This window comes from Pseudomonas sp. H9 (assembly GCF_004353925.1).
Lineage (GTDB): Bacteria > Pseudomonadota > Gammaproteobacteria > Pseudomonadales > Pseudomonadaceae > Aquipseudomonas.
The window spans coordinates 181,927-203,698 of the sequence record NZ_SMOK01000039.1 but is presented as its reverse complement, the minus strand read 5'-3'; the positions used below and the strand labels follow the sequence as shown (position 1 = coordinate 203,698).

17 protein-coding genes are annotated in these 21,772 nt (G+C 60.3%); 10 read left to right on the top strand and 7 right to left on the bottom strand.

The features are described from left to right. The first annotated feature begins 231 nt into the window (after nt 1-231). Nucleotides 232-4,131 (top strand): phosphoribosylformylglycinamidine synthase, encoded by a 3,900-nt coding sequence (gene purL / locus E1573_RS23820; protein ID WP_133216992.1) that lies wholly within the window; start codon nt 232-234, stop codon nt 4,129-4,131. 2 nt (nt 4,132-4,133) lie between these two features. Beyond that, nucleotides 4,134-4,445, top strand: coding sequence for a YqfO family protein (locus E1573_RS23815; protein ID WP_133216991.1), 312 nt, complete (start codon nt 4,134-4,136; stop codon nt 4,443-4,445). 73 nt (nt 4,446-4,518) lie between these two features. Here the strand turns inward: E1573_RS23815 and E1573_RS23810 are convergent, their stop codons facing one another. The 4 genes from E1573_RS23810 to E1573_RS23795 form a co-directional block, all read right to left on the bottom strand. Next, nucleotides 4,519-9,069, bottom strand: a complete 4,551-nt coding sequence (locus E1573_RS23810; RefSeq protein ID WP_256659608.1) for a hemagglutinin repeat-containing protein — start codon at nt 9,067-9,069, stop codon at nt 4,519-4,521. A 27-nt stretch (nt 9,070-9,096) separates the two neighbouring features. Beyond that, a complete protein-coding gene (locus tag E1573_RS23805) occupies nt 9,097-10,812 on the bottom strand; it encodes a ShlB/FhaC/HecB family hemolysin secretion/activation protein (RefSeq protein ID WP_256659607.1) in 1,716 nt (571 codons plus the stop codon). 180 nt (nt 10,813-10,992) lie between these two features. Then, the gene (locus E1573_RS23800) at nt 10,993-11,550 is read right to left on the bottom strand and encodes a murein L,D-transpeptidase family protein (RefSeq protein ID WP_133216990.1); all 558 of its coding nucleotides are present in this window, start codon (nt 11,548-11,550) and stop codon (nt 10,993-10,995) included. A 19-nt stretch (nt 11,551-11,569) separates the two neighbouring features. Then, the gene (locus E1573_RS23795; protein ID WP_133216989.1) at nt 11,570-12,124 is read right to left on the bottom strand and encodes an NUDIX hydrolase; all 555 of its coding nucleotides are present in this window, start codon (nt 12,122-12,124) and stop codon (nt 11,570-11,572) included. Nucleotides 12,125-12,257: 133 nt separating this feature from the next. On the opposite strand from E1573_RS23795, the gene E1573_RS23790 reads away from it, so the two are divergent. From E1573_RS23790 to purT, 5 genes are all read left to right on the top strand, one after another. Further along, the gene (locus E1573_RS23790; protein WP_133216988.1) at nt 12,258-12,857 is read left to right on the top strand and encodes a CoA pyrophosphatase; all 600 of its coding nucleotides are present in this window, start codon (nt 12,258-12,260) and stop codon (nt 12,855-12,857) included. A gap of 43 nt (nt 12,858-12,900) precedes the next feature. Then, nucleotides 12,901-13,425 carry a gamma carbonic anhydrase family protein gene (locus tag E1573_RS23785; RefSeq protein WP_133216987.1) on the top strand — a complete coding sequence of 175 codons (525 nt, stop codon included), beginning with the start codon at nt 12,901-12,903 and terminating at the stop codon, nt 13,423-13,425. Continuing rightward, the gene (locus E1573_RS23780) at nt 13,425-13,637 is read left to right on the top strand and encodes a DUF1289 domain-containing protein (protein ID WP_133216986.1); all 213 of its coding nucleotides are present in this window, start codon (nt 13,425-13,427) and stop codon (nt 13,635-13,637) included. Before E1573_RS23785 ends, E1573_RS23780 begins: the two co-directional genes overlap by 1 nt. Before the next feature lie 63 nt (nt 13,638-13,700). After that, complete coding sequence (locus tag E1573_RS23775; protein ID WP_133216985.1) at nt 13,701-14,168, top strand: VUT family protein; 468 nt, start codon at nt 13,701-13,703, stop codon at nt 14,166-14,168. Nucleotides 14,169-14,263: 95 nt separating this feature from the next. Next, nucleotides 14,264-15,445 carry a formate-dependent phosphoribosylglycinamide formyltransferase gene (gene purT / locus E1573_RS23770; RefSeq protein WP_133216984.1) on the top strand — a complete coding sequence of 394 codons (1,182 nt, stop codon included), beginning with the start codon at nt 14,264-14,266 and terminating at the stop codon, nt 15,443-15,445. A 113-nt stretch (nt 15,446-15,558) separates the two neighbouring features. Here purT and E1573_RS23765 read toward each other — a convergent pair whose 3' ends face one another. The 3 genes from E1573_RS23765 to E1573_RS23755 form a co-directional block, all read right to left on the bottom strand. Continuing rightward, nucleotides 15,559-16,863: an MFS transporter gene (locus E1573_RS23765; RefSeq protein ID WP_133216983.1), complete on the bottom strand. Its 1,305-nt coding sequence runs from the start codon at nt 16,861-16,863 to the stop codon at nt 15,559-15,561. 266 nt (nt 16,864-17,129) lie between these two features. After that, nucleotides 17,130-18,341, bottom strand: coding sequence for a transporter associated domain-containing protein (locus E1573_RS23760; RefSeq protein WP_133216982.1), 1,212 nt, complete (start codon nt 18,339-18,341; stop codon nt 17,130-17,132). A gap of 13 nt (nt 18,342-18,354) precedes the next feature. Next, nucleotides 18,355-19,167, bottom strand: coding sequence for an inner membrane protein YpjD (locus E1573_RS23755; RefSeq protein ID WP_133216981.1), 813 nt, complete (start codon nt 19,165-19,167; stop codon nt 18,355-18,357). 196 nt (nt 19,168-19,363) lie between these two features. Here E1573_RS23755 and ffh point away from each other — a divergent pair, with 196 nt between their 5' ends. The 3 genes from ffh (at nt 19,364) to rimM (ending at nt 21,772) form a co-directional block, all read left to right on the top strand. Continuing rightward, nucleotides 19,364-20,740, top strand: a complete 1,377-nt coding sequence (gene ffh, locus E1573_RS23750; protein ID WP_133216980.1) for a signal recognition particle protein — start codon at nt 19,364-19,366, stop codon at nt 20,738-20,740. A gap of 238 nt (nt 20,741-20,978) precedes the next feature. Then, on the top strand, nt 20,979-21,230 hold the full coding sequence (gene rpsP / locus E1573_RS23745; protein ID WP_133216979.1) for a 30S ribosomal protein S16: 252 nt from the start codon (nt 20,979-20,981) through the stop codon (nt 21,228-21,230). A gap of 5 nt (nt 21,231-21,235) precedes the next feature. Beyond that, entirely contained in the window at nt 21,236-21,772 is a 537-nt protein-coding gene (rimM, locus tag E1573_RS23740) for a ribosome maturation factor RimM (RefSeq protein WP_133216978.1), read from the top strand.

Here is a 21,772-nt window from a genome sequence, read left to right as displayed (position 1 = left end):
CGCAAAGGTCAGGCCCCGCCATATCTCGACAACGGTTTGCTTGTCTGCTAACGCGGTTTACGTTAGGGAAGAGCGATTGGCAGGGTGGGTCGGTTTTTTGACCCCTGAGTCCGGTTTGTTTCGCCGACACGCGGGCGCGTCAGAATGCTGTGTTTCGGGTGCCGAAAGCGTCGAATTTAGGCTAGAATGCACGGCCTCTAAGCACACCCCCTTCCTGAGGCTGTCCCGACGATGTTGATCCTGCGCGGCGCTCCTGCCCTTTCTGCCTTTCGCCACGGTAAATTACTCGAGCAATTGAGTCAGAAAGTCCCCGCTGTTAGTGGTTTGTATGCTGAATTCGCTCATTTCGCCGAGGTTGACAGCGATCTGACTGCCGACCAACAGCAAGTGCTCGCGCGCCTGCTCAAGTACGGCCCGAGCGTACCGGTACAGGAGCCGAGCGGTCGCCTGTTCTTGGTGATGCCACGCTTCGGCACCATCTCACCCTGGTCGAGCAAGGCCAGCGACATCGCCCACAACTGCGGCCTGGAGAACGTCCAGCGCCTGGAACGTGGTATTGCCTACTACGTCGCTGGTGAGCTGAGCGAGGCCGACGCGGCCCTCGTTGCCCAGCAACTGCACGACCGCATGACGCAGATCGTCCTCGGTCGTCTGGAAGACGCTGCCGGGCTGTTCAGCCACGCCCAGCCCAAGCCGATGACCTCGGTAGATATCCTCGGCGGTGGCCGTGCGGCACTGGAAAAGGCCAACGTCGACCTGGGCCTGGCCCTGGCTGAAGACGAAATCGACTACCTGGTCGACGCCTTCCAGACGCTGGCACGCAACCCGAACGACATCGAACTGATGATGTTCGCCCAGGCCAACTCCGAGCATTGCCGTCACAAGATTTTCAACGCCAGTTGGGACATCGACGGCCAGGCTCAGGAAAAGAGCCTGTTCGGCATGATCAAGAACACCTATCAGATGCACAGCGAAGGCGTGCTGTCCGCTTACAAGGACAACGCTTCGGTGATCGTCGGTAACGTTGCCGGGCGCTTCTTCCCGAACCCTGAAACCCGCCAGTACGGCGCGGTGCAGGAGCCGGTGCACATTCTGATGAAGGTCGAGACCCACAACCACCCGACCGCCATTTCGCCGTTCTCCGGCGCCTCCACCGGTTCCGGTGGTGAAATCCGCGACGAAGGCGCGACCGGTCGTGGCGCCAAGCCCAAGGCAGGCCTCACCGGTTTCACCGTGTCTAACCTGCGTATCCCGGGTTTTGAACAACCGTGGGAGAAGCCGTACGGCAAGCCAGAGCGCATCGTCAACGCCCTCGACATCATGGTCGACGGCCCATTGGGCGGCGCTGCGTTCAACAACGAATTCGGTCGCCCGGCCCTGACCGGTTACTTCCGTACTTTCGAGCAGTCGATCACTACCCCGCACGGTGAAGAAGTGCGCGGTTACCACAAGCCGATCATGCTCGCCGGCGGTATGGGCAACATCCGCGAAGATCACGTCAAAAAAGGCGAGATTACCGTCGGTGCCAAGCTGATCGTCCTGGGTGGCCCGGCCATGCTGATCGGCCTGGGCGGTGGTGCAGCCTCTTCGGTGGCTACCGGTGCCAGTTCTGCCGACCTGGACTTCGCCTCGGTACAGCGTGAAAACCCGGAAATGGAACGCCGTTGCCAGGAAGTCATCGACCGTTGCTGGCAGTTGGGTGACAACAACCCGATCGCCTTCATTCACGACGTCGGTGCCGGTGGTATTTCCAACGCCTTCCCGGAACTGGTGAACGACGGTGGCCGCGGCGGTCGCTTCGAGCTGCGTAACGTCCCGAACGACGAGCCGGGCATGGCCCCGCACGAAATCTGGAGTAACGAATCCCAGGAGCGTTACGTGCTGGCCGTCAGCGCGGGCGACTTCGAGCGCTTCAAGGCTATCTGTGAACGCGAGCGCTGCCCGTTCGCGGTGGTCGGCGAGGCCACCGAAGAGCAGCACCTGACCGTTACCGACAGCCACTTCAACAACACCCCGGTGGACATGCCGCTGGAAGTGCTGTTGGGCAAGCCGCCACGCATGCACCGTTCGGTGACCCGTGAAGCGGAACTGGGCGACGATTTCGACCCAAGCAGCCTGGAGCTGAAGGATTCGGTCGAGCGTGTACTGCGTCACCCGGCCGTGGCCAGCAAGAGCTTCCTGATCACTATCGGCGACCGCACCATTACTGGCCTGGTTGCCCGCGACCAGATGGTTGGCCCGTGGCAGGTTCCGGTGGCTGACGTTGCCGTTACCGCTACCAGCTTCGACGTCTACACCGGTGAAGCCATGGCCATGGGCGAGCGTACCCCACTGGCCCTGCTCGACGCACCGGCCTCTGGCCGTATGGCCATCGGCGAAACGCTGACCAACATGGCTGCCTCGCGCATCGAGAAACTCTCCGACATCAAACTGTCGGCCAACTGGATGTCCGCCGCCGGTCACCCGGGTGAAGACGCGCGTCTGTACGACACCGTCAAGGCTGTTGGTATGGAACTGTGCCCTGAGTTGGGCCTGACCATTCCGGTTGGTAAAGACTCGATGTCGATGAAAACCAAGTGGAGCGAAGAGGGCGCAGAGAAGTCTGTGACTTCGCCGCTGTCGCTGATCGTGACCGGTTTCGCACCGGTGACCGACATCCGCAAGACCTTGACCCCGCAACTGCGCATGGACAAGGGCGAAACCGACCTGATCCTGATCGACCTGGGCCGCGGCCAGAACCGCATGGGCGCCTCGATCCTGGCCCAGACCCACGGCAAGCTCGGTGCCCAGGCACCGGACGTCGACGACGCCGAAGACCTCAAAGCCTTCTTTGCCGTCATTCAGGGTCTGAACGCCGACGGCCACCTGTTGGCCTATCACGACCGTTCCGACGGCGGCCTGATGGCCACCGTGCTGGAAATGGCCTTCGCCGGCCACTGCGGTCTCGAGTTGGAACTGGACACCCTGACCAGCAAGCGCGAGAAGATTGCCGCCATCCTCTTCAACGAAGAGCTGGGTGCGGTCATTCAGGTGCATCAGGACGCTACCGGTGAAGTGCTGGCTCAGTTCAGCGCTGCAGGCCTTGGCGAAGACTGCGTTGCGGTGATCGGTCAGCCGATCAACAACAGCGAAGTGCTGATCAAGTTTGCCGGTGAAGAACTGTTCAAGGGCGACCGCCGTCTGCTGCAACGTCAGTGGGCTGAGACCAGCTACCAGATCCAGCGCCTGCGTGATAACGCCGATTGCGCCGATCAGGAATTCGACGCCCTGCTGGAAGAAGACAATCCAGGCCTGAGTGCCAAACTCGCCTTCGACGTCAACCACGACATCGCTGCGCCGTACATCAAGAAAGGCGTACGTCCTCAAGTGGCGGTCCTGCGTGAGCAGGGCGTCAACGGTCAGGTCGAGATGGCGGCTGCCTTCGATCGCGCCGGCTTCAACGCGATCGACGTGCACATGAGCGATATCCTCGCCGGTCGCGTCGACCTGAACGCGTTCAAAGGTCTGGTCGCCTGCGGTGGCTTCTCGTACGGTGACGTGCTGGGTGCCGGTGAAGGCTGGGCCAAGTCGGCGCTGTTCAACAGCCGTGCCCGTGATGCCTTCCAGGGCTTCTTCGAGCGTAACGACAGCTTCACCCTCGGCGTGTGCAACGGTTGCCAGATGATGTCCAACCTGCACGAGCTGATTCCGGGTACCGAGTACTGGCCGCACTTCGTGCGTAATCGCTCCGAGCAGTTCGAAGCCCGTGTGGCCATGGTTCAGGTTCAGGAGTCGAACTCGATCTTCCTGCAAGGCATGGCCGGTTCGCGTATGCCAATCGCCATTGCGCACGGTGAAGGCCATGCCGAGTTCGAAAGCGAAGAAGCCCTGCTGCAAGCGGACCTGTCTGGTTGCGTAGCGCTGCGCTTTGTCGACAACCACGGCAAGGTTACCGAAACCTACCCGGCCAACCCGAACGGTTCGCCGCGCGGGATCACCGGCCTGACCAGCCGCGACGGTCGCGTCACCATCATGATGCCGCACCCTGAGCGGGTCTTCCGTGCCGTGCAGAACTCCTGGCGTCCGGATGACTGGAACGAAGACGCTGCCTGGATGCGTATGTTCCGCAACGCGCGGGTCTGGGTGAACTAAGGGTGTACAAACTCGCCTTCTTCGTTCCGCCCAGCCATGTGGACGAAGTCAAAGCTGCTGTGTTCGCCGCTGGCGGCGGACGCATCGGCGATTACGACTGCTGTGCCTGGCAGGTGTTGGGCCAGGGCCAGTTCCGCCCGCTGGATGGCAGCAAGCCGTTCATCGGGCAGCGCGGGGTGGTCGAGCAGGTCGAAGAGTGGCGGGTGGAGTTGGTGGTGGCCGACGCGCTGATCAAGCCGGTGGTCGCCGCACTCAAGCAGGCTCATCCTTACGAAACACCAGCTTATGAGGTTTGGCAGCTCGCTGACTTCTGAAGTTTGATGGCCCAATCGCGGGGCAAGCCCGCTCCTACAGATTCTGTGGGAGCGGGCTTGCCCCGCGATGTTTTCAACGCTTAGTAATACTTGAAGCCAGGCTAGTGCTGCGGTTATGACCGCTGGTGCGCAACAAGCCCAAATCGACGCTGTTTTCCCCCTCGCTGTTGCCTGCTCCGCTATAGGCATCGATCAAGCCGGTGGTGAGATCGACCGGAGCGTTGGAGGCATTGATCCCCACTTCAAATCGAGAATCGCGACCGTTCAGGGTTTCCTGAGTCAGCGTTCCACCGCCGAGCCCTACCTTGCCTGCTGCAGACTGCAAGCGGGCACCTGAGAGCTTCGTTTCACCCAAGACTGCCAAGGCGATGCCGTCACGGCCACTGAGCGTAGCTTGGCTGGCGACACTTTGACGCTGCGTGCGCTCGACCTTCACGTTCAGCGTCGGTGATACCTTCGGGTCGACCTTTTGCACGACAGGCCCGACATGCTTATCGGTTTTGTTGGCGAACGGTCCAGCCAAGGCATTGGCGGCGTTGGCGTAGCCTTGCGGGTTCTTCTCCTTGCTCAGGCGTGCGTCTACCTCGACTTTCAAGGCGTTGACGCGGTCTTGTTGACTGGAGAGCTGCAGGTTTCCTCCAATCTGGCCATTGATGTGTTCTGCATTCATAGAAACTCCTTCCAGGCGAGTGTCTGCCAGGCTGTTAAGGGTGATCTGCCCAGCACGCCACTGACTGTTTACATAAGTGAGGTTGTCGCGCCGGTCGATATTCACCTGTGCGCGGGCATGCAAGCCGCGTTTGTCTTGTTCGGCCGTCGCACCGGGCGCGGCGTTGAACCCTGCACCCGCTGTTACCTTGAGGTTGTTGCGCTGGTCCGAGCTGTTGACCGCCTCGATCAACAGCCCACCATTGCTGGCGTCGATGTTCACCTTGGCTGCCGAAGCATCGACCCCTTGCAGGTGCACGGCATTGGCGTGTGAGGCGGTGCTACTGACTGTCAGTTTGTCCTTGGCAAACCACTGGGCACCGGTGGCGGTGCTGCTGTTTTCATCAGTACGCCCGTTACCGAAGTGGCCACCAATGCCTCCACCTTTGCCATCGGCGGAGGTTTTGGCTTGCAGTTCCAGGCCGCCATCAAGGCTGCTGCCTTGCGCTTTGTGGGTGTCCGTGGCGGTCTTGACCAGCAGTTTTCCGGTGCTGTTCAAATTGATGTTGCCGACCTTGGCCGTTTCACTACCGATGCGGCTGCCGGTCAGTTCCAGATCGCCACCGGCTTGCAGCGTCACGTCACCCTTGGCGTCGATTGTTGCGACTCGTGCCTGGGTGTCGGTGCTGTCGAGTGCGTTGTGGTCCAGGTAGCCTCGCACATCGAGGGCCTTGCCGGCCGGGGCGTTGCCACCCTTGGCCCAGGCGTTGCCGTCGAGCTGTTTCAGGCTGCTCTGCTGTTTATCGTTGGCCTGATCCAGCTTCAGGTTGCCGCCAGCCTGCAGCAACAACGACCCGTCGCCTGCATCGAACTGCGTGCCTTCATAACGTCCATCACTGCCCAGTTGAATCTGGATACCCGTTTTTCCATACAGACTGCCGGGCTGTGCCGTGTGCTTGAGTTCGTCTTTTTGCAGTGAGCCGCCCTTGCCTGAGAGGCGCAGGTTAATGTCGCTGCCGGTGGTGGTGTCGACGCGCAGGCCCGCTTCGACATCCAGCCGGTTGACGGTTTGGCTGTTGACGTTCTGAGCAGCAGCGAACTGATGCGAGCCGGCCTGGATCGACAATGAACCCTGTTCGGCCCGGTAGTGGGTGCCGGTGTCGTTAATGGTGTCGGCTTTAACGGTGATGCTGGCACCTTTCAATTCAGTGACCTGGGCAGTGCTGGACTGCTCAATCGCCTCGCGGTTCAAGTGCGCGCCGTTGAACTCAGCTCCCAGATTGGGTGGTGCCAGTGCATCCTCAACCGAGGCCTGCTGGAAGCGGCTGGCTTCTTTGCCATTGATCAGGTTTTCAATGGGGCGGGTCAAGTCTTGATAAGCAAGGCTGGCGCCCAAGCTCGCTTGCCAGTTTTTCTCGGTGAGCCGGCTACTTTGGGTGTTGTCTATCGCGCGGTTCTGCACAGTATCGGCGTTGACCACCAGTGCTTTGCCTGCCTTCACTTTCGCGGCCTCGTTGACCAATGCGCCGGTCGTGATGTGCAGGTTGCCACTGGCCGTCAGGTTGGTGCTTTGTACTTGGCTTGCCTGCTCTTCAAGGGTTTTTTCCTTGTGGTAGCCCTCGAAGGCACTGCTGAGGTTATCGATACCGCCACCGACCTTCAGGCTACCCCCGCTGTTGCGGGTAGTGGTCGTTTGCGCTTGCTGGTTGTGGGAGGCGCCAAGGTGGACGTTCTTGGCGTTTAGTTTCAGGGCACCGGCATTTGCGTTGACACTGGCTGCCTGCAGGTTGATGTCCTTTTTGCTGCTGATCTGCACTTTACCGGCGGAGAGGGTGCTGGCGATCTGCTTTGTTTCGCTGCTGGTGGTATCTGTCTGTGTGACGTTGTAGCCCACCGATGCTGTGTACTGGTGCGAGTCGGGCTTGTTCTCACCGGCAAGCTTGTTCTGGCTGGCGTTGGCGGTGAAGCCTTGGCTTTGTTGGTGGCCGGTCGCGTTCCGGGATTGTTCGGCAGCGCTGACAGTAAGGTCGTTCTCGGCGTGCAACTGCAGTTGTTGCTTGGCGTTGAGCCTGGCGCCTATCACGCGCAGCTCATCGGCACTGGCCAGGCGCAGGTTACTTTGCGAGTCCACGTCACTGATCAGCACGTCTTTATACTGTTCCTGGTGCTGACTTTTATCCGCGATCAGGCCGAACAGCTTGCTGTCGTTCTTGCGCTGGTTGAAGCTGGACTGATTTTCAGCCGCCTCAACGGTCAACAAGCCTTTCTCGCTGATCAGCAACGCGTCGCCCTGGCTGTTGACCTTCGAACCTTTGATTTGCACCTGATCAGCGGTCACTGTCAGGGCACCGCCAACTTGAATGGCGCTGCCGTGGGCAGTTTGCCCCTCGGCATCAGACTCGCCGTCTTTGCCAAAAAAGGTGCCGGACACCAGATCACCGCGGTAGTCCTTGGTCTGTTTGCTGTCTTTGAGCGACACCGGGGTGACTTCTACAGCGCTGGCCTTGAGCGTCATGTCGCCCGTACTGGTCAGCTTGCTGCCCTGAATGTGGGTGCGCCCGCCCGAGGTCAGGGCTATCTGCCTGGCGGACAGCTCGCTGGCTTTGGCACTCTCCTGGTAGTTGTCGCTGTCCTGGTCGCCACGCCATAAGTGCTTGCGATGGCGAATCTGCTCTTCGAGTTGATGGTTGTCGATGTCGGCGCTGATCTTCAAATTATCGCCAGCGTTTACCTTGAGGTCGCCGTCGGCTTGAACCTTGGCAGCATGCAGCTCGATCTCTTTGCCTGCTGTCAGGCTTATGTCCTGGCTTGCCTGCAATTGACTGCCCAGGTGTTCGCGGTCAGTGCGAGTGGTTTTCCGGTCGTAGGTTTCGGTGGTGACGAACCACCATTTTTCCTCTCGACTGGCATTATCGTGCTGCACCGATTCAAGCATTTGGCTGTCGAGAGTCAGGTTTTTCCCGGCTTTGGCGTGGATTTGTTGCCCTTTGACCTCAACCGCCTTCAGGCTGAGGTTGTCCGCAGCGTTCAGGCTCACAGTGCCTTTATCAGTGTGCAAGCGGCTGCGCTGATGCGCCGCCCTGCCGATTTCAAGCCCACCCTTTGAGTTGATGGTAATCCCGTTGCGCGCTTGCAGATGCCCAGCGCCCACGCGTACACCAGCGCCTTCAGCAGTGCTGACAATCCTGATGCGTCCGGCCTGCATGGCACCGAACAGGCTGGCATCGACACTGCCAGTGGGGGCGGCGAGGTGCTCTATCACCTGTTGATCGGTGGAGCGCACACGGTTGCGGCCAGCGATCAGGTTCAGATCGCCATCAGCCGTCAGTGGGCCCTGGCTGTCGATGCGCGGGGCGATCAGGTCAAGGGCGCCCTCAAGGTTGCTCTGGCCATTCTGGAGCACCTTCAAGGTGCCATCGGCATTGCGGGTGTCGAGGTGCTTGATGCGCTGGTTCTCAGTTTCCGCAGTGCCGACCAGGAAGCCTGCGCGGGTGGTGTTGATGAAGCTGCCACCGTTGAGGGTAATACCATTGGGGTTGGCCAATATGTAGTCAGCCGGTCGCCCGAAAATCTCTTGAGGTCCCTCGATGCGCGAGGCGTTGCGGCTGATCACTTCATTGAGGATGGTTGAGGCCGCGTGCCCCTGGAACTGCGGGTTGGCCGCCAGGGCGCCCGCCAACTGCGATTGCCCGGCCTGCAGAGCGTTGTTGAGCACCACTCCGGGCTTGTGGACGTTGTAGTCGAGGAATTGGTTGTGCGACAGGCCGCTGGCGTTGGGAGCAACGATGTTGATGACCGGTACGCCATGCTGGTTGCTGATCAACGGCGTGCCGCTGGCGCCGCTGGTCGCTTGCAGCCCGTTGTCAGCGAGGCTGACATACGGTGTCAGCAGGCTCAGGGCGATGACCCAGCGCAGATGATTGGGATTCAGCCGCTCAAGGCTGGATGAAGGGTGTCGCGTTTTGGTGGACATCATGGTCGTCTCTCTTTGTTGTTGTGGACATCAGATGTTCAGTACCCACTCCAGCAGCCAGTACCCCGATTCAAGTTGCTGGTGTGGTGTTGCACTGGCATGCAGTGCGCGCTGGTAGTCGAGCGTGAGGCGGCTGTCGGGCAGGCTCAATTCAAGGCCGGCGTGAGCGCCGATCAGCCGCTGCGCAGCGCTGCCATGGTCGAATTTGCTCCAACCCAGATCCACGCCCAGTTGCGGGCTCAGGACCAGGCCGTGAGGAAGATCCAGCGTCAGGGGCTGGCTCAGGTTGTTGCGCCAGATCGCACCACTGGCGCCGGAAATCAGTAGTTCTCGGAAACCGCGTACACCGCTGTTGTCGCTCAGTAGCTGCTGCTCGACGGCGGGCAGGGCATCGGGGCTGTATTGCAGGTTCAGCTCGCTTTGCCAGCGCCATGGCCAGCCCGGATCGCGACTTTGGCGCAGGTGCAGCAACTGGGCGCGGTACTTGCGAAAGCGCGGTTGGGGCGCGTGGCGAAACAGGGCGTCGCGGTCGGCACCGAACCCGCCCAGGCCCCGGCTGACACCCAGGTAGGCACTCCACAGGCCAGCTTCCAGCCAGAGCGCATTCAGCCCTGCTTCAACGCTGGTGAGTGTCGGGCTTTGCACTTGCAGGTGTTGTTCGTTCAGGTAGCTGTCCAGGCGCTTGTGCTCCAGGCGCAGACTGCTGCTGAGCAACCCCTGTTGATTGCGCCACAGGTTGCGCTCCAGGCCCAGACTGTAGAAATCGCTCTGACCGCTGCTACGTAGATCGCGACCGCGAAAGCGGGACTGGTAGTGAACCTGGTTGAAACTGACAGCGTAAGTCCAGGCGCCATAGGGGATGTTGTAGTAAACCCCGTAGCCCCGGCTGTAACGTGGGCCGGTTTTTACGGTGGAGTTGGCCGAAACCTGCAGGAAGTCATTGAGTTGCAGAGGGCTGTCCAAACCGAAGCTCAGGCTCAGGCGATCGCGCCCGGTCTGTGCGCTACCGCGATTGTCGAAGACGCTACCCAGGTGCCAACGATTGCTGATCTGCCTGGGAATCACGACAACGCGGGTGGCGCCAGCCGTGCTGCCGGGGAGCAAATCGACGCCCAGATCAAAGGCCTTCAACCGGTTCAGCTGATCCAGGCCTTGTTCCAGTTCGCTCAAGCGCAAGGGCTGGCCCAGTAGCGTCGGAAAGGCGCTGTTCATCGAAAGGGGAAGGTCGGGCTCGGCCAGTTCGACCGACTCGACAAAACCCTCGACAATCACGATGTCCAGCGTGCCCCCGGCCACCGGGCGGCTGGCAAGGTAGGGGCGGCTGGCGACATAGCCGGCTTGTACATAGTGTTGAGTGATGGCCTTGAGCACCTGGTTGATCCGGGAAGGCCCCATGCACGGGATGATCAACGGCCTCAGTGCGTCGGCCAGTTCGGCAGAAGACAGCTGCTGATTGCCGGCCAGGCGCAGCCCGCGCAATGGCCAGCACGGGCCACTGTCGGCGTTGGCAGCGGTTTCTGTACTGGCGGGAGAGGGGTGATCCGAGCGTTGCAGTGTGCGCAGGCGTTGACGTTGCTCCAGCTGTTCACGCTGTAGGCGTTGATCCTGAAGTTGTTGCACCGCCGGGAGGCTGTCAGCCTTAGCCGATTGCGCAGCCCACGGCAACAAGCCCGCAAAGCCCAGGGCGAGGCAGGTCATTTGCCAGGGGCAGAGGCGTGCAGCGGTGCGGCAGGGGGCCTTGGGCATTTCAGTCGCGTCCAGGTTGGTGAGTGCTGAAAACACACCGGATCATCCGATTGAGCGGATTTTATGGACGTGACTATTCGTTTGGATGCGGTACGAAGCCTGTCAGCCTGTAAGGCTCAAGCTTGAACCGAGTAAGGGATTTCCGGCGCTAGGCGCCGGAATGTAGGAGGTGATGTCAGATCAAGGGCGAATTTCGATCATCGTGCCGTCGGGCACCATGTCCCAGACTTCACGCATGTCGCGATTGGTCATGGCAATGCAGCCCTCGGTCCAGTCCAGTGTATGGAACACCTCTTCAGGGTATTCCTCGTCCAGCGGGGTGCCGTGGATCATGATCATGCCGCCGGGCGGTACACCTTCACGGCGTGCCCGTGCGGAGTCGCTGATGTTCGGGTAGGACACATGCATGGCCAGGTTGTAGCGATCGCTTTCCTTGCGCCAGTCGATCCAGTAAAAGCCCTCTGGGGTGCGTTTGTCACCCTCTTGCAACTTCGGGCCCTTGGGCTGTTTGCCCAGGGAAATGCGATAAGTTTTCAGCGGTGCGCCGCCACTGATCAGTTGCAGGCGGCGTTCCGACTTGATCACCAGGATCTTGTCGATCAGCGCCGTTGAGCCGGGTTTTGGCTGGAGAGGCGAGGGCGCGACCTTCTGAATAGGTTTGGTCACGATCGTTTCGGTAAACCCTGCCTGTGACACCGAAGCCACACTCAGGCAGAAAAGGGCAAACAACCAGCGCATGAAACGATATCCCTGAAAACTAGGTGTTGAGTGACGAAACGAGCAAGGGTGGCAGACATTCGTTGCCAATTGGGTACTGCTGCTCGATGCGGTCACGATAATAGCATTCTAGGGTACGCGTCACGGTCCTGAAAGCCAGCTCGTCCCACGGGATTTCATTTTCATCGAAAAGCCGCACTTCCAGGCTCTCGACGCCAACGTCGAATGCCAGATCGGCCAGCTCGGCGCGGAAGAACACATGCACCTGGTTGATGTGTGGCAAGTCGAACAGCTGGTACAGGCTCATTTGCCCGACGCGGGCACACGCTTCTTCGACGGTTTCGCGACGGGCGGCTTGTTCCAGTGTCTCGCCGTTCTCCATGAAGCCGGCCGGCAGCGTCCAGTAACCCCGGCGCGGCTCGATCGCCCGGCGGCACAATAAGACCTGGCTGCCCCAGGTTGGCAGGACGCCAGCGACGATATTGGGGTTCTGGTAATGAATGGTCTGGCAGTGCTCGCACACATAACGCAGACGTGTATCGCCTTCGGGAATGCGTTGAATTACCGGATTGCCGCACGCGCTGCAGAATTTCATGCTTTTATTCCTATAGGTTGTGCTTATCTTTGCGCGACTTTCGCTGCGGCTGCAAGCCGGTTCACCTCGGGGCTTGGGCGGCTCGCGGCTTTGGTGCATCATGCAGACCGGGCTTTGGAATCGAGAGAGAGCAATGCTGGACGAGCTACTTCGCCGCGTGAGCAGTCATACGCCGGGTACCCTGGAAACCGATCGTCGTTTTCCCGAGGCAGCTGTGTTATTGCCCATCACCCGTAGTGAAGAGCCTGAGCTGGTGTTGACCTTGCGCGCCAAGGGGCTGTCGACCCATGGTGGTGAAGTTGCCTTCCCTGGCGGGCGCCGCGACCCTGAAGACCCTGACCTGATGTTTACCGCCCTGCGTGAAGCCGAAGAGGAAATCGGCCTGCCGCCCGGCCTGGTGGAGGTCATCGGACCGTTGAGCCCGCTGATTTCGTTGCATGGCTTGAAGGTCACGCCTTTCGTCGGGCTGATACCCGACTTTGTCGAGTATCGCGCCAATGATGCGGAAATCGCTGCGGTGTTCACTGTGCCGCTGGAGTTCTTCCGCCAGGACCCGCGCGATCACACCCACCGTATCGACTACCAGGGGCGCAGTTGGTATGTGCCCAGCTACCGCTATGGCGAGTACAAAATCTGGGGGCTGTCGGCAATCATGATCGTCGAGCTGGTCAACTTGCTTTACGATGCCCAGATCAATTTGCATCAACCGCCAGAGCGCTTCATTCCAATTTGAGCGGGCTCACCCGCCATCACTGCCGGACCGTGAGGAACTACGCATGAAATACCGTCTGGGCGACCTGCGGGTCGAAACCCATCCAAACAGCTGGGTGGCGCCCACTGCCACGTTGATCGGCAAGGTACGCCTGCAGGCGGGGGCCAACGTCTGGTTCGGCGCAGTCCTGCGCGGCGATAACGAGCTGATCGATATCGGTGAGAACAGTAACGTTCAAGACGGTACAGTGATGCATACCGACATGGGCTCGCCGCTGACCCTGGGCAAAGGCGTTACCGTCGGCCATAACGCCATGCTGCATGGCTGCACAGTGGGCGACCACAGCCTGGTGGGTATTAATGCGGTCATTCTCAATGGCGCGCGTATTGGCAAATACTGCATCATCGGCGCCAATGCCCTGATTCCGGAAGGCAAGGAAATTCCCGATGGTTCATTGGTGATGGGCTCACCAGGCAAGGTAGTGCGAGAGCTGACCGACGAGCAGAAGAAGATGCTCGAGGCCAGCGCTGCACATTACGTGCATAACGCCGAGCGCTATGCCCGTGATCTGGCGCCTCAGGAGGATTGATGAGCAGTACCGAACGCCCGGTCGCTTCACCCTGCGTGCACATTTGTGCCCTGGATGACGACGACATCTGCACCGGCTGCCAGCGCAGTGCTGCCGAAATCACCCGCTGGGGGCGGATGGACAACAGTGAGCGCCGCCAGGTGCTGATGCGCTGTCATGAGCGAGCCGTGGCGGCAGGGCTGATCCTCAGCGTCAACGGCGCTGCCTGCTGATCCGGTACTTGGCCGCAGGCGGCAGCTGCAGTACCCTGTAGCGCTTGTCCTGCGGTCTATCCCATGCCCTTTCTGATTGCCTATATCAGCAGCGTTGTGCTGATCAACTACGCCTTTTCCAGCGCCCCCCACCTGGATGTCATCTGGTCGGCCTGGGGTGGCCTGGTGTTTATCCTCCGTGACATGGTGCAGACCCGTTACGGTCACGGTGCGCTGGTTGCCATGCTGGTGGCCCTGGTGCTGTCGTATGTCACCTCGGAGCCGGCCATTGCCTTGGCCAGTGCTACCGCCTTCGCAGTGTCGGAGCTGATCGACTGGCTGGTCTTCAGTATCACCAAGCGCCCCCTGCACGACCGTCTCTGGCTGAGTTCGGCGCTGAGCATCCCTATCGATACCTTCATCTTCTTCGGCATGATCGGCGCCTTGACCCCAGCGGTCGTGAGCACCGCTCTGGCCTCCAAGTTCGCCGGTGTGACGGCGGTCTGGCTGATCATGGCCTGGCGTTTGCGCAAGCGTGCCATCACCGGTTGAGGCCTCGCAGCCTGCTTCATGTAAAATGGCGCTCCTTTTCACCGGGTTGCCCGCTTGAAAGGCAGCCCAGGAATCCTTCCCTCTGAGGACTTGAGATGACCCGTATCGGAACCCCATTGTCGCCAACAGCGACCCGCGTACTGTTGTGTGGCTGCGGCGAGCTGGGCAAGGAAGTGGTGATCGAGCTGCAGCGCCTGGGCGTTGAGGTGATCGCCGTGGACCGTTACGCCGATGCTCCGGCCATGCAAGTCGCGCATCGCAGCCATGTGGTCAACATGCTCGATGGTGCCGCGCTGCGCGCTGTGATCGAAGCTGAGAAACCGCACTACATCGTGCCGGAAATCGAAGCCATCGCCACTGCGACCCTGGTTGAGCTGGAGAGCGAAGGCTTCACCGTGGTGCCAACCGCGCGAGCTGCGCAGTTGACCATGAACCGTGAAGGCATTCGTCGTCTGGCGGCTGAAGAGCTGGATTTGCCGACCTCGCCATACCACTTTGCCGATACCTTCGAAGACTACAGCAAGGCTGTCGAGGACCTGGGGTTCCCGTGCGTGGTCAAGCCGGTGATGAGCTCCTCAGGCAAGGGCCAAAGCCTGCTGCGCAGCCGCGATGATGTTCAGAAGGCCTGGGACTACGCTCAGGAAGGCGGTCGTGCAGGCAAGGGCCGGGTCATCATCGAAGGTTTCATTGATTTCGACTACGAGATCACCCTGCTGACCGTGCGTCATGTTGGTGGCACCACCTTCTGCGCGCCGGTAGGGCATCGCCAGGAGAAGGGTGACTATCAAGAGTCTTGGCAGCCGCAAGTCATGAGCCCCAAAGCCCTGGCCGAATCCGAGCGGGTCGCCAAGGCCGTGACCGAGGCACTGGGTGGCCGCGGCATGTTTGGTGTAGAGCTGTTCATCAAGGGCGATCAGGTGTGGTTCAGCGAAGTGTCGCCGCGTCCGCACGACACCGGGCTGGTGACCTTGATCTCCCAAGACCTGTCGCAGTTCGCCCTGCATGCGCGGGCCATTCTTGGCTTGCCGATTCCGCTGATCCGCCAGTTCGGCCCATCGGCGTCGGCGGTGATCCTGGTCGAAGGGCAGTCGCAACAAACAGCCTTCGCCAACCTCGGCGCTGCACTGAGCGAGCCGGACACCGCCATTCGTCTGTTTGGTAAACCTGAAGTCAACGGCCAACGCCGTATGGGCGTATGCCTGGCCCGTGACGAGTCGATCGAAGCTGCCCGGGCCAAAGCAACCCGCGCTTCGCAAGCGGTCAAAGTAGAACTGTAAAGTTCTCCGCGAACCTGCGGTGGGAGCGGGCTTGCCCCGCGATGCCATGCGACAGACAGAACGCAATCGCGGGGCAAGCCCGCTCCCACCGAAGGCAGTAGGCCCTACGGGGCTTACAGCTCCGAGTGCCGGGTTTCTTTCAGGCATAGCACGGCAATCAGGCTCAACAGCGCCGCCGCCGATACATACCCCCCCACCCAGCTCAAACCGCCCATCGCCACCAGTTTCTGCGCGAAGAAGGGGGCTGCCGAGGCACCGACGATTCCGCCCAGGTTATAGGCCGCTGAAGCTCCGGTGTAGCGCACATGGGTGGGAAACAGCTCAGGCAGCAGTGCGCCCATCGGGGCAAAGGTCACGCCCATCAAAAACAGCTCGATGGCCAGGAACAGCGCGACACCGGCAGTAGAGCCCGAGGTCAGCAAGGGCTGCATGGTAAAGCCCGAGAGAATCGCCAGAATCGCGCCAACGATCAGCACTGGCTTACGCCCATAACGGTCACTGAGCCAGGCCGACAGCGGGGTGGCCAAGGCCATGAACAACACGGCGAAGCACAGCAGGCCCAGGAAGGTTTCACGGCTGTAGCCCAAGGTCGAGACGCCATAGCTGAGCGAAAACACCGTCGAAATGTAGAACAGCGCGTAGCACACCACCATCGCCGCCGAGCCCAGCAATACCGGCAGCCAGTACTGCGCAAACAGTTCGATGACCGGCATTTTTACCCGCTCGTGGCGCGCCACGGCTTTGGCGAAAATCGGCGTTTCTTCAAGCTTCAAGCGCACATAGAGGCCGACGATGACCAGCGCGGCGCTGAGCAGGAAGGGAATACGCCAGCCCCAGCTACGAAATTGCTCGTCGGTCAGCAGCATGGCCAGGGCCAGGAACAGACCGTTGGCGGCCAGGAAGCCAATGGACGGGCCTAGCTGCGGGAACATGCCGAACCAGGCGCGCTTGCCTTTGGGGGCGTTTTCAGTGGCCAGCAATGCTGCACCGCCCCATTCGCCACCCAGTCCCAAGCCCTGTCCGAAGCGCAGTACACATAACAGGATCGGTGCCCAGGCCCCGATGCTGTCATAACCCGGCAGCACGCCGATCAGCGTGGTACATACGCCCATCAGCAACAGTGAGGCGACCAGGGTCGATTTGCGTCCGATACGGTCACCAAAGTGGCCGAACAGTGCAGAACCCAGCGGGCGCGCCAGAAAGGCGATGCCGAAGGTGAGGAAGGCCGAAAGCATCTGTGCAGTGCCAGAGGTCTGCGGGAAGAACACTGGCCCGATCACCAGTGCTGCGGCAGTGGCGTAAACGTAGAAGTCGTAAAACTCAATGGCGGTGCCGATGAAGCTGGCAGTGGCGACCCGTGCTGGGGAATTGCCAGAGCTGGTCTGAGTCGTTTCGTCGTAAGTACTGCTAGTTGTCATGCGATGGTCCCTGACAGTCGAGTGCTCCACGGGCAAGGCCGCCGACCTGCACAGGCAGGCCTTGGCAAACCAATGCCCAAGCATATTGTTGTTGATCGCGTGACTGAGGATACGCCCGTTGGGGATAGGGGCGGCGCAGGCAATGTTCGGGGGTGTGAAGCAATGCCGCTAATTGCGCGTTATTCAGTGGTGCGCACTGACCGGGAAACGCTGAGAGCGGGTAGCAAGCGAGACGGCCAGGCTGGGTAAGCGTGGGGGCAGTATAACTAGCGCGTTACGGTCCAGACCAGTATGCGGCTGGCGCAATTGTCTTCTGTTTCAAGAATTTCCAGGCGATATCGGCCGATTTTCAAACACACTGCACTGGAAGGGATGCTTTCCAGGGCTTCAGTGACCAGGCCGTTGAGGGTCTTGGGCCCATCACTGGGCAGGTGCCAGCCCAGGCTGCGGTTCAAGTCGCGAATCGATACTGTGCCCTCGATAACGAAACGTCCATCGGCCTGCGGGTGGATGTGAGGGTTTTCTTGATGGTGTTCGTCTTCGAACTCGCCAACGATTTCTTCAAGGATGTCTTCCAGGGTGACGATACCCAGCACCTCGCCGTATTCGTCGACCACTACGCCAAGGCGCCGCTGTTGCTTATGGAAGTTCAGCAGCTGTATTTGCAAGGGGGTGCTTTCAGGGACGAAGTAAGGGTCGTAGCAGGCCGCCTGCAGGGCTTCGCGGGTCAGCTCGGCCTTGGGTAGCAGGTGGCTGATCAATTTGGTGTTGAGCACCGCTTCAACCTGGTTGATGTCGCTGTGATACACCGGCAACCGGGTGTGACGGCTGATGATCAACTGCTCGATGATCTGCTCGATCGGGTCGTCAAGGTTGATACCGTCGACCTCGTTGCGCGGGACGAGGATGTCATTGACGGTGATCTTGTCCAGTGCCAGAAGGCTTTCCGGCAGGTTCAGACGGTGTTCGGCCTGCAGCTCTTCTGTGCCGCCGTCGCTGTCGTCCAGTTCATGCAGGCTTACCGCATGGGGCTGAATGCGGAACGGGCGCAGTAGCAGTCGGGCGAATGTATCGAGCAACCAGGCGAGGGGTTGGAACAGTTTCAGCGGGGCTTTGAGTACGCTGTTGCCCAAGGTAATGAACGTGTGCGGGTTGCGTCGGGCCAGTTGGCGCGGCAGGTATTCGGCCAGCACCAACAACAGTGCGGCGGCGCCAAGGCCGGCCAGCCAGAAACCCTGCTCGCCGCTGTAGCGCTGGCCCAGCAGGCAGGCCAAGGCCAGCACCAACATTTTGCCGAGGGTCGAGCAGAGCACAAGCGATTGGGGGGTGACTGCCAGTTCTGGGTGCTCGTCCGTCAGGTGATTGCGCCGCACACCGTTGAGTTGCTGCTGGGCGGCGTCCACTGCGGTGAACAGCGCCGACCAGAGCAACGCCAATGCCAGAATGCCAAGCAAGGGTCCTAACGGCAGTGCGTCCATTTACCTGTGCCCGTCAGATGTGCAGGATGAATTCACGCACCAGCTTGCTGCCGAAATAGGCCAGCATCAGCAGGCAGAAACCGGCCAGAGTCCAGCGAATTGCCTTGTGGCCACGCCAGCCCAGACGCGTACGGCCCCATAGCAGCACGCCGAAGACAATCCAGGCCAGGCAGGCCAGCAGCGTCTTGTGAACCAGGTGCTGCGCAAACAGGTTGTCGAGGAACAGCCAGCCGGAAATCAGCGACAGCGACAGCAGCGCCCAACCGGCCCACAGGAAGTCGAACAGCAGGCTTTCCATGGTTTGCAGGGGCGGGAAGTTCTTGATCAACCCGGAAGGGTGCTTGTGCTTGAGCTGGTAATCCTGCACAAGCAGCAGCAGGGCCTGGAACACGGCGATGGTAAACATGCCGTAGGCCAGGATGGACAGCAGGATATGCGCGAGAATGCCCGGCTCTTCATTGATCAAGGGCACCGTGCCCGGTGGTGCGAACTGCGCCGTCAGCGCCGTGAGCATGCCCAGCGGGAACAGCAACAGCAGCAGGTTTTCCACCGGAATGCGCAGGCACGCCAGTAGGGTAATGGCAATCACTGCTGTGGCGATCAGGCTGGCTGCGCTGAAGAAGTCCAGGCTCAGCCCGAGCGGTGTGAGCAACTGCCAACACAACGCGGTGCCCTGGGCAATAACCGCCAGCAGGCCCAGCAGGCCGAGCAGGCGCTTGTCTGCCTTGGCGCCCTGCGCCAGACGGGTTCCTTGATAGACAGTCGCGGCAGCGTACAGGGCGGCGGCGATCAGATTGGGTAGCAAGCTGGGTGACAAAGGGAGCATAAGTCCTGTTAGGCAAGCCCGAAAAGAGCTGAGTTTGGCATAGAACGCGCCTGCCAAGGAAGACTGCCAGCCGACGGCGAGGTGTGCGCTGGCCCGAGTCTTCGTTATAATCGCCGACCTGCCCCTGCCCAAGGCCCGTCGAATACGCCAGAGGCAGCTGATAAACCTCGGTTCTACAGAGCCTGAAAGGATCACCATGTTTGAAAACCTGACCGACCGCCTGTCACAGACGCTGCGCCATGTCACCGGCAAAGCCAAGCTGACCGAAGACAACATCAAAGACACGCTGCGTGAAGTGCGCATGGCGTTGCTCGAGGCTGACGTCGCCCTGCCGGTGGTCAAGGATTTCGTCAACAAGATCAAAGAGCGTGCGGTCGGCACCGAAGTGTCACGCAGCCTGACCCCGGGTCAGGCCTTCGTGAAGATTGTCCAGGCCGAGCTCGAAGAGATGATGGGGGCGGCCAACGAAGAGTTGAGCCTCAATGCTGCGCCGCCGGCCGTGGTGCTGATGGCCGGTTTGCAAGGTGCGGGTAAAACCACCACCGCCGGTAAGCTGGCGCGCTTCCTTAAAGAGCGCAAGAAAAAGTCGGTAATGGTGGTCTCGGCTGACGTTTATCGTCCTGCGGCGATCAAGCAGCTGGAAACCCTGGCGGGTGATATCGGCGTTACTTTCTTCCCGTCCGACATCAGCCAGAAGCCCGTGGCCATTGCTGAAGCGGCCATCCGCGAAGCCAAGCTGAAATTCATCGACGTGGTCATCGTCGACACCGCCGGTCGTCTGCACATCGACGCCGACATGATGACCGAGATCAAAGACCTGCACGCTGCGGTCAAGCCGATCGAAACCCTGTTCGTGGTCGACGCCATGACCGGTCAGGACGCGGCCAATACCGCCAAGGCCTTCGGTGACGCACTGCCGCTGACCGGCGTGATCCTCACCAAGGTTGACGGTGACGCCCGTGGCGGTGCCGCGCTGTCGGTCCGCGCCATTACTGGCAAGCCGATCAAGTTCATCGGTATGGGTGAGAAGACCGAAGCGCTCGAGCCGTTCCACCCGGACCGTATCGCTTCGCGCATCCTCGGCATGGGCGACGTGCTCAGCCTGATCGAGCAAGCCGAGCAGACCCTCGATAAAGAAAAGGCCGACAAACTGGCCAAAAAGCTGAAGAAGGGCAAGGGCTTCGACCTCGAAGACTTCCGCGATCAGCTGCAACAAATGAAGAACATGGGTGGCCTTGGCGGCCTGATGGACAAGCTGCCTAGCATCGGCGGTGTCAATCTGGCACAGATGGGCAATGCCCAGGGCGCAGCTGAAAAGCAGTTCAAGCAAATGGAAGCGATCATCAACTCCATGACCCCGGCCGAGCGCCGTGACCCTGACATGATCAGCGGTTCGCGCAAACGTCGGATCGCCATGGGTTCCGGCACCCAGGTGCAGGATATCGGCCGTTTGATCAAGCAGCACAAGCAGATGCAGAAGATGATGAAGAAGTTTTCTGCCAAAGGTGGCATGGCCAAAATGATGCGTGGTCTGGGCGGTATGATGCCCGGCGGCGGCATGCCCAAGCTGTAATCCGATTCAGATCGTCGGCGCGAATGCGGGCCGACGATCGGAACCCCGCCTCTGGCGGGACACTGCTGCCTTATATACAGAGCAGCGCTAACCGCAGATCAGCAGGCTGGCCTTTTAACCACCGGTAAAAAGGCATTTGCAAAAGTCCGGATATTCCTTGAGAATATGCGGCCTTTCGGGCACCCGTGTGCCCGCTGTGCATTATGATTTGCAGCACCGACTACAGGAACGATGTTCAATGCTAACCATCCGTCTTGCCCGTGGCGGCTCCAAAAAGCGCCCATTCTACACCCTGACCGTGACCGACTCGCGTAACCCGGTTACCGGTTCGCACATCGAGCAGGTTGGTTTCTTCAACCCTATCGCTCGTGGTCAGGAAGTTCGTCTGTCCCTGAAAGAAGACCGCGTTGCTCACTGGCTGAGCGTTGGCGCACAGCCGTCTGAGCGTGTTGCTCAGCTGCTGAAGGAAGCTGCCAAGGCTGCTGCCTGAGCAATATGAACGCGACGCCAGAAAGTGCTGATGACTTGATCGTTGTCGGCAAGATTTTCTCGGTTCACGGCGTTCGCGGCGAAGTGAAGGTGTATTCCTTTACCGATCCGATTGAAAACCTGTTGCAGTACCGCAAATGGACGCTTCGGCGCGAAGGCGTGGTGAAACAGGTAGAGCTGGTCAGTGGCCGTTCCACTCAAAAGGATCTGGTCGCCAAGCTCAAAGGCCTCGACGATCGTGATGAAGCCCGTCTTCTGAGCGGTTATGAGATCTGTATCTCGCGGAGCCTTTTGCCCAACCTGCCTAGCGACGAGTACTACTGGTACCAGTTGGTAGGTCTGAAAGTCATCAACCAGGACGAACAACTGTTCGGCAAGGTTGATCACCTGTTGGAGACCGGCGCGAACGATGTAATGGTGGTCAAGCCCTGCGCGGGCAGCCTGGATGATCGCGAGCGGTTGTTGCCCTATACAGAGCAATGCGTGCTGGCAATCGACCTGGATGCAGGCGAAATGAGGGTGGAATGGGACGCGGACTTCTAA

What these genes read in the sequence shown, in the direction of transcription:
- purL (WP_133216992.1), top strand. Translation starts at nt 232, where the DNA reads ATGTTGATCCTGCGCGGCGCTCCTGCCCTTTCTGCCTTTCGCCACGGT.
- E1573_RS23810 (WP_256659608.1), bottom strand. Translation starts at nt 9,069, where the DNA reads ATGATGTCCACCAAAACGCGACACCCTTCATCCAGCCTTGAGCGGCTG.
- E1573_RS23805 (WP_256659607.1), bottom strand. Translation starts at nt 10,812, where the DNA reads ATGCCCAAGGCCCCCTGCCGCACCGCTGCACGCCTCTGCCCCTGGCAA.
- E1573_RS23800 (WP_133216990.1), bottom strand. Translation starts at nt 11,550, where the DNA reads ATGCGCTGGTTGTTTGCCCTTTTCTGCCTGAGTGTGGCTTCGGTGTCA.
- E1573_RS23795 (WP_133216989.1), bottom strand. Translation starts at nt 12,124, where the DNA reads ATGAAATTCTGCAGCGCGTGCGGCAATCCGGTAATTCAACGCATTCCC.
- E1573_RS23790 (WP_133216988.1), top strand. Translation starts at nt 12,258, where the DNA reads ATGCTGGACGAGCTACTTCGCCGCGTGAGCAGTCATACGCCGGGTACC.
- E1573_RS23785 (WP_133216987.1), top strand. Translation starts at nt 12,901, where the DNA reads ATGAAATACCGTCTGGGCGACCTGCGGGTCGAAACCCATCCAAACAGC.
- E1573_RS23780 (WP_133216986.1), top strand. Translation starts at nt 13,425, where the DNA reads ATGAGCAGTACCGAACGCCCGGTCGCTTCACCCTGCGTGCACATTTGT.
- E1573_RS23775 (WP_133216985.1), top strand. Translation starts at nt 13,701, where the DNA reads ATGCCCTTTCTGATTGCCTATATCAGCAGCGTTGTGCTGATCAACTAC.
- purT (WP_133216984.1), top strand. Translation starts at nt 14,264, where the DNA reads ATGACCCGTATCGGAACCCCATTGTCGCCAACAGCGACCCGCGTACTG.
- E1573_RS23765 (WP_133216983.1), bottom strand. Translation starts at nt 16,863, where the DNA reads ATGACAACTAGCAGTACTTACGACGAAACGACTCAGACCAGCTCTGGC.
- E1573_RS23760 (WP_133216982.1), bottom strand. Translation starts at nt 18,341, where the DNA reads ATGGACGCACTGCCGTTAGGACCCTTGCTTGGCATTCTGGCATTGGCG.
- E1573_RS23755 (WP_133216981.1), bottom strand. Translation starts at nt 19,167, where the DNA reads ATGCTCCCTTTGTCACCCAGCTTGCTACCCAATCTGATCGCCGCCGCC.
- ffh (WP_133216980.1), top strand. Translation starts at nt 19,364, where the DNA reads ATGTTTGAAAACCTGACCGACCGCCTGTCACAGACGCTGCGCCATGTC.
- rpsP (WP_133216979.1), top strand. Translation starts at nt 20,979, where the DNA reads ATGCTAACCATCCGTCTTGCCCGTGGCGGCTCCAAAAAGCGCCCATTC.
- rimM (WP_133216978.1), top strand. Translation starts at nt 21,236, where the DNA reads ATGAACGCGACGCCAGAAAGTGCTGATGACTTGATCGTTGTCGGCAAG.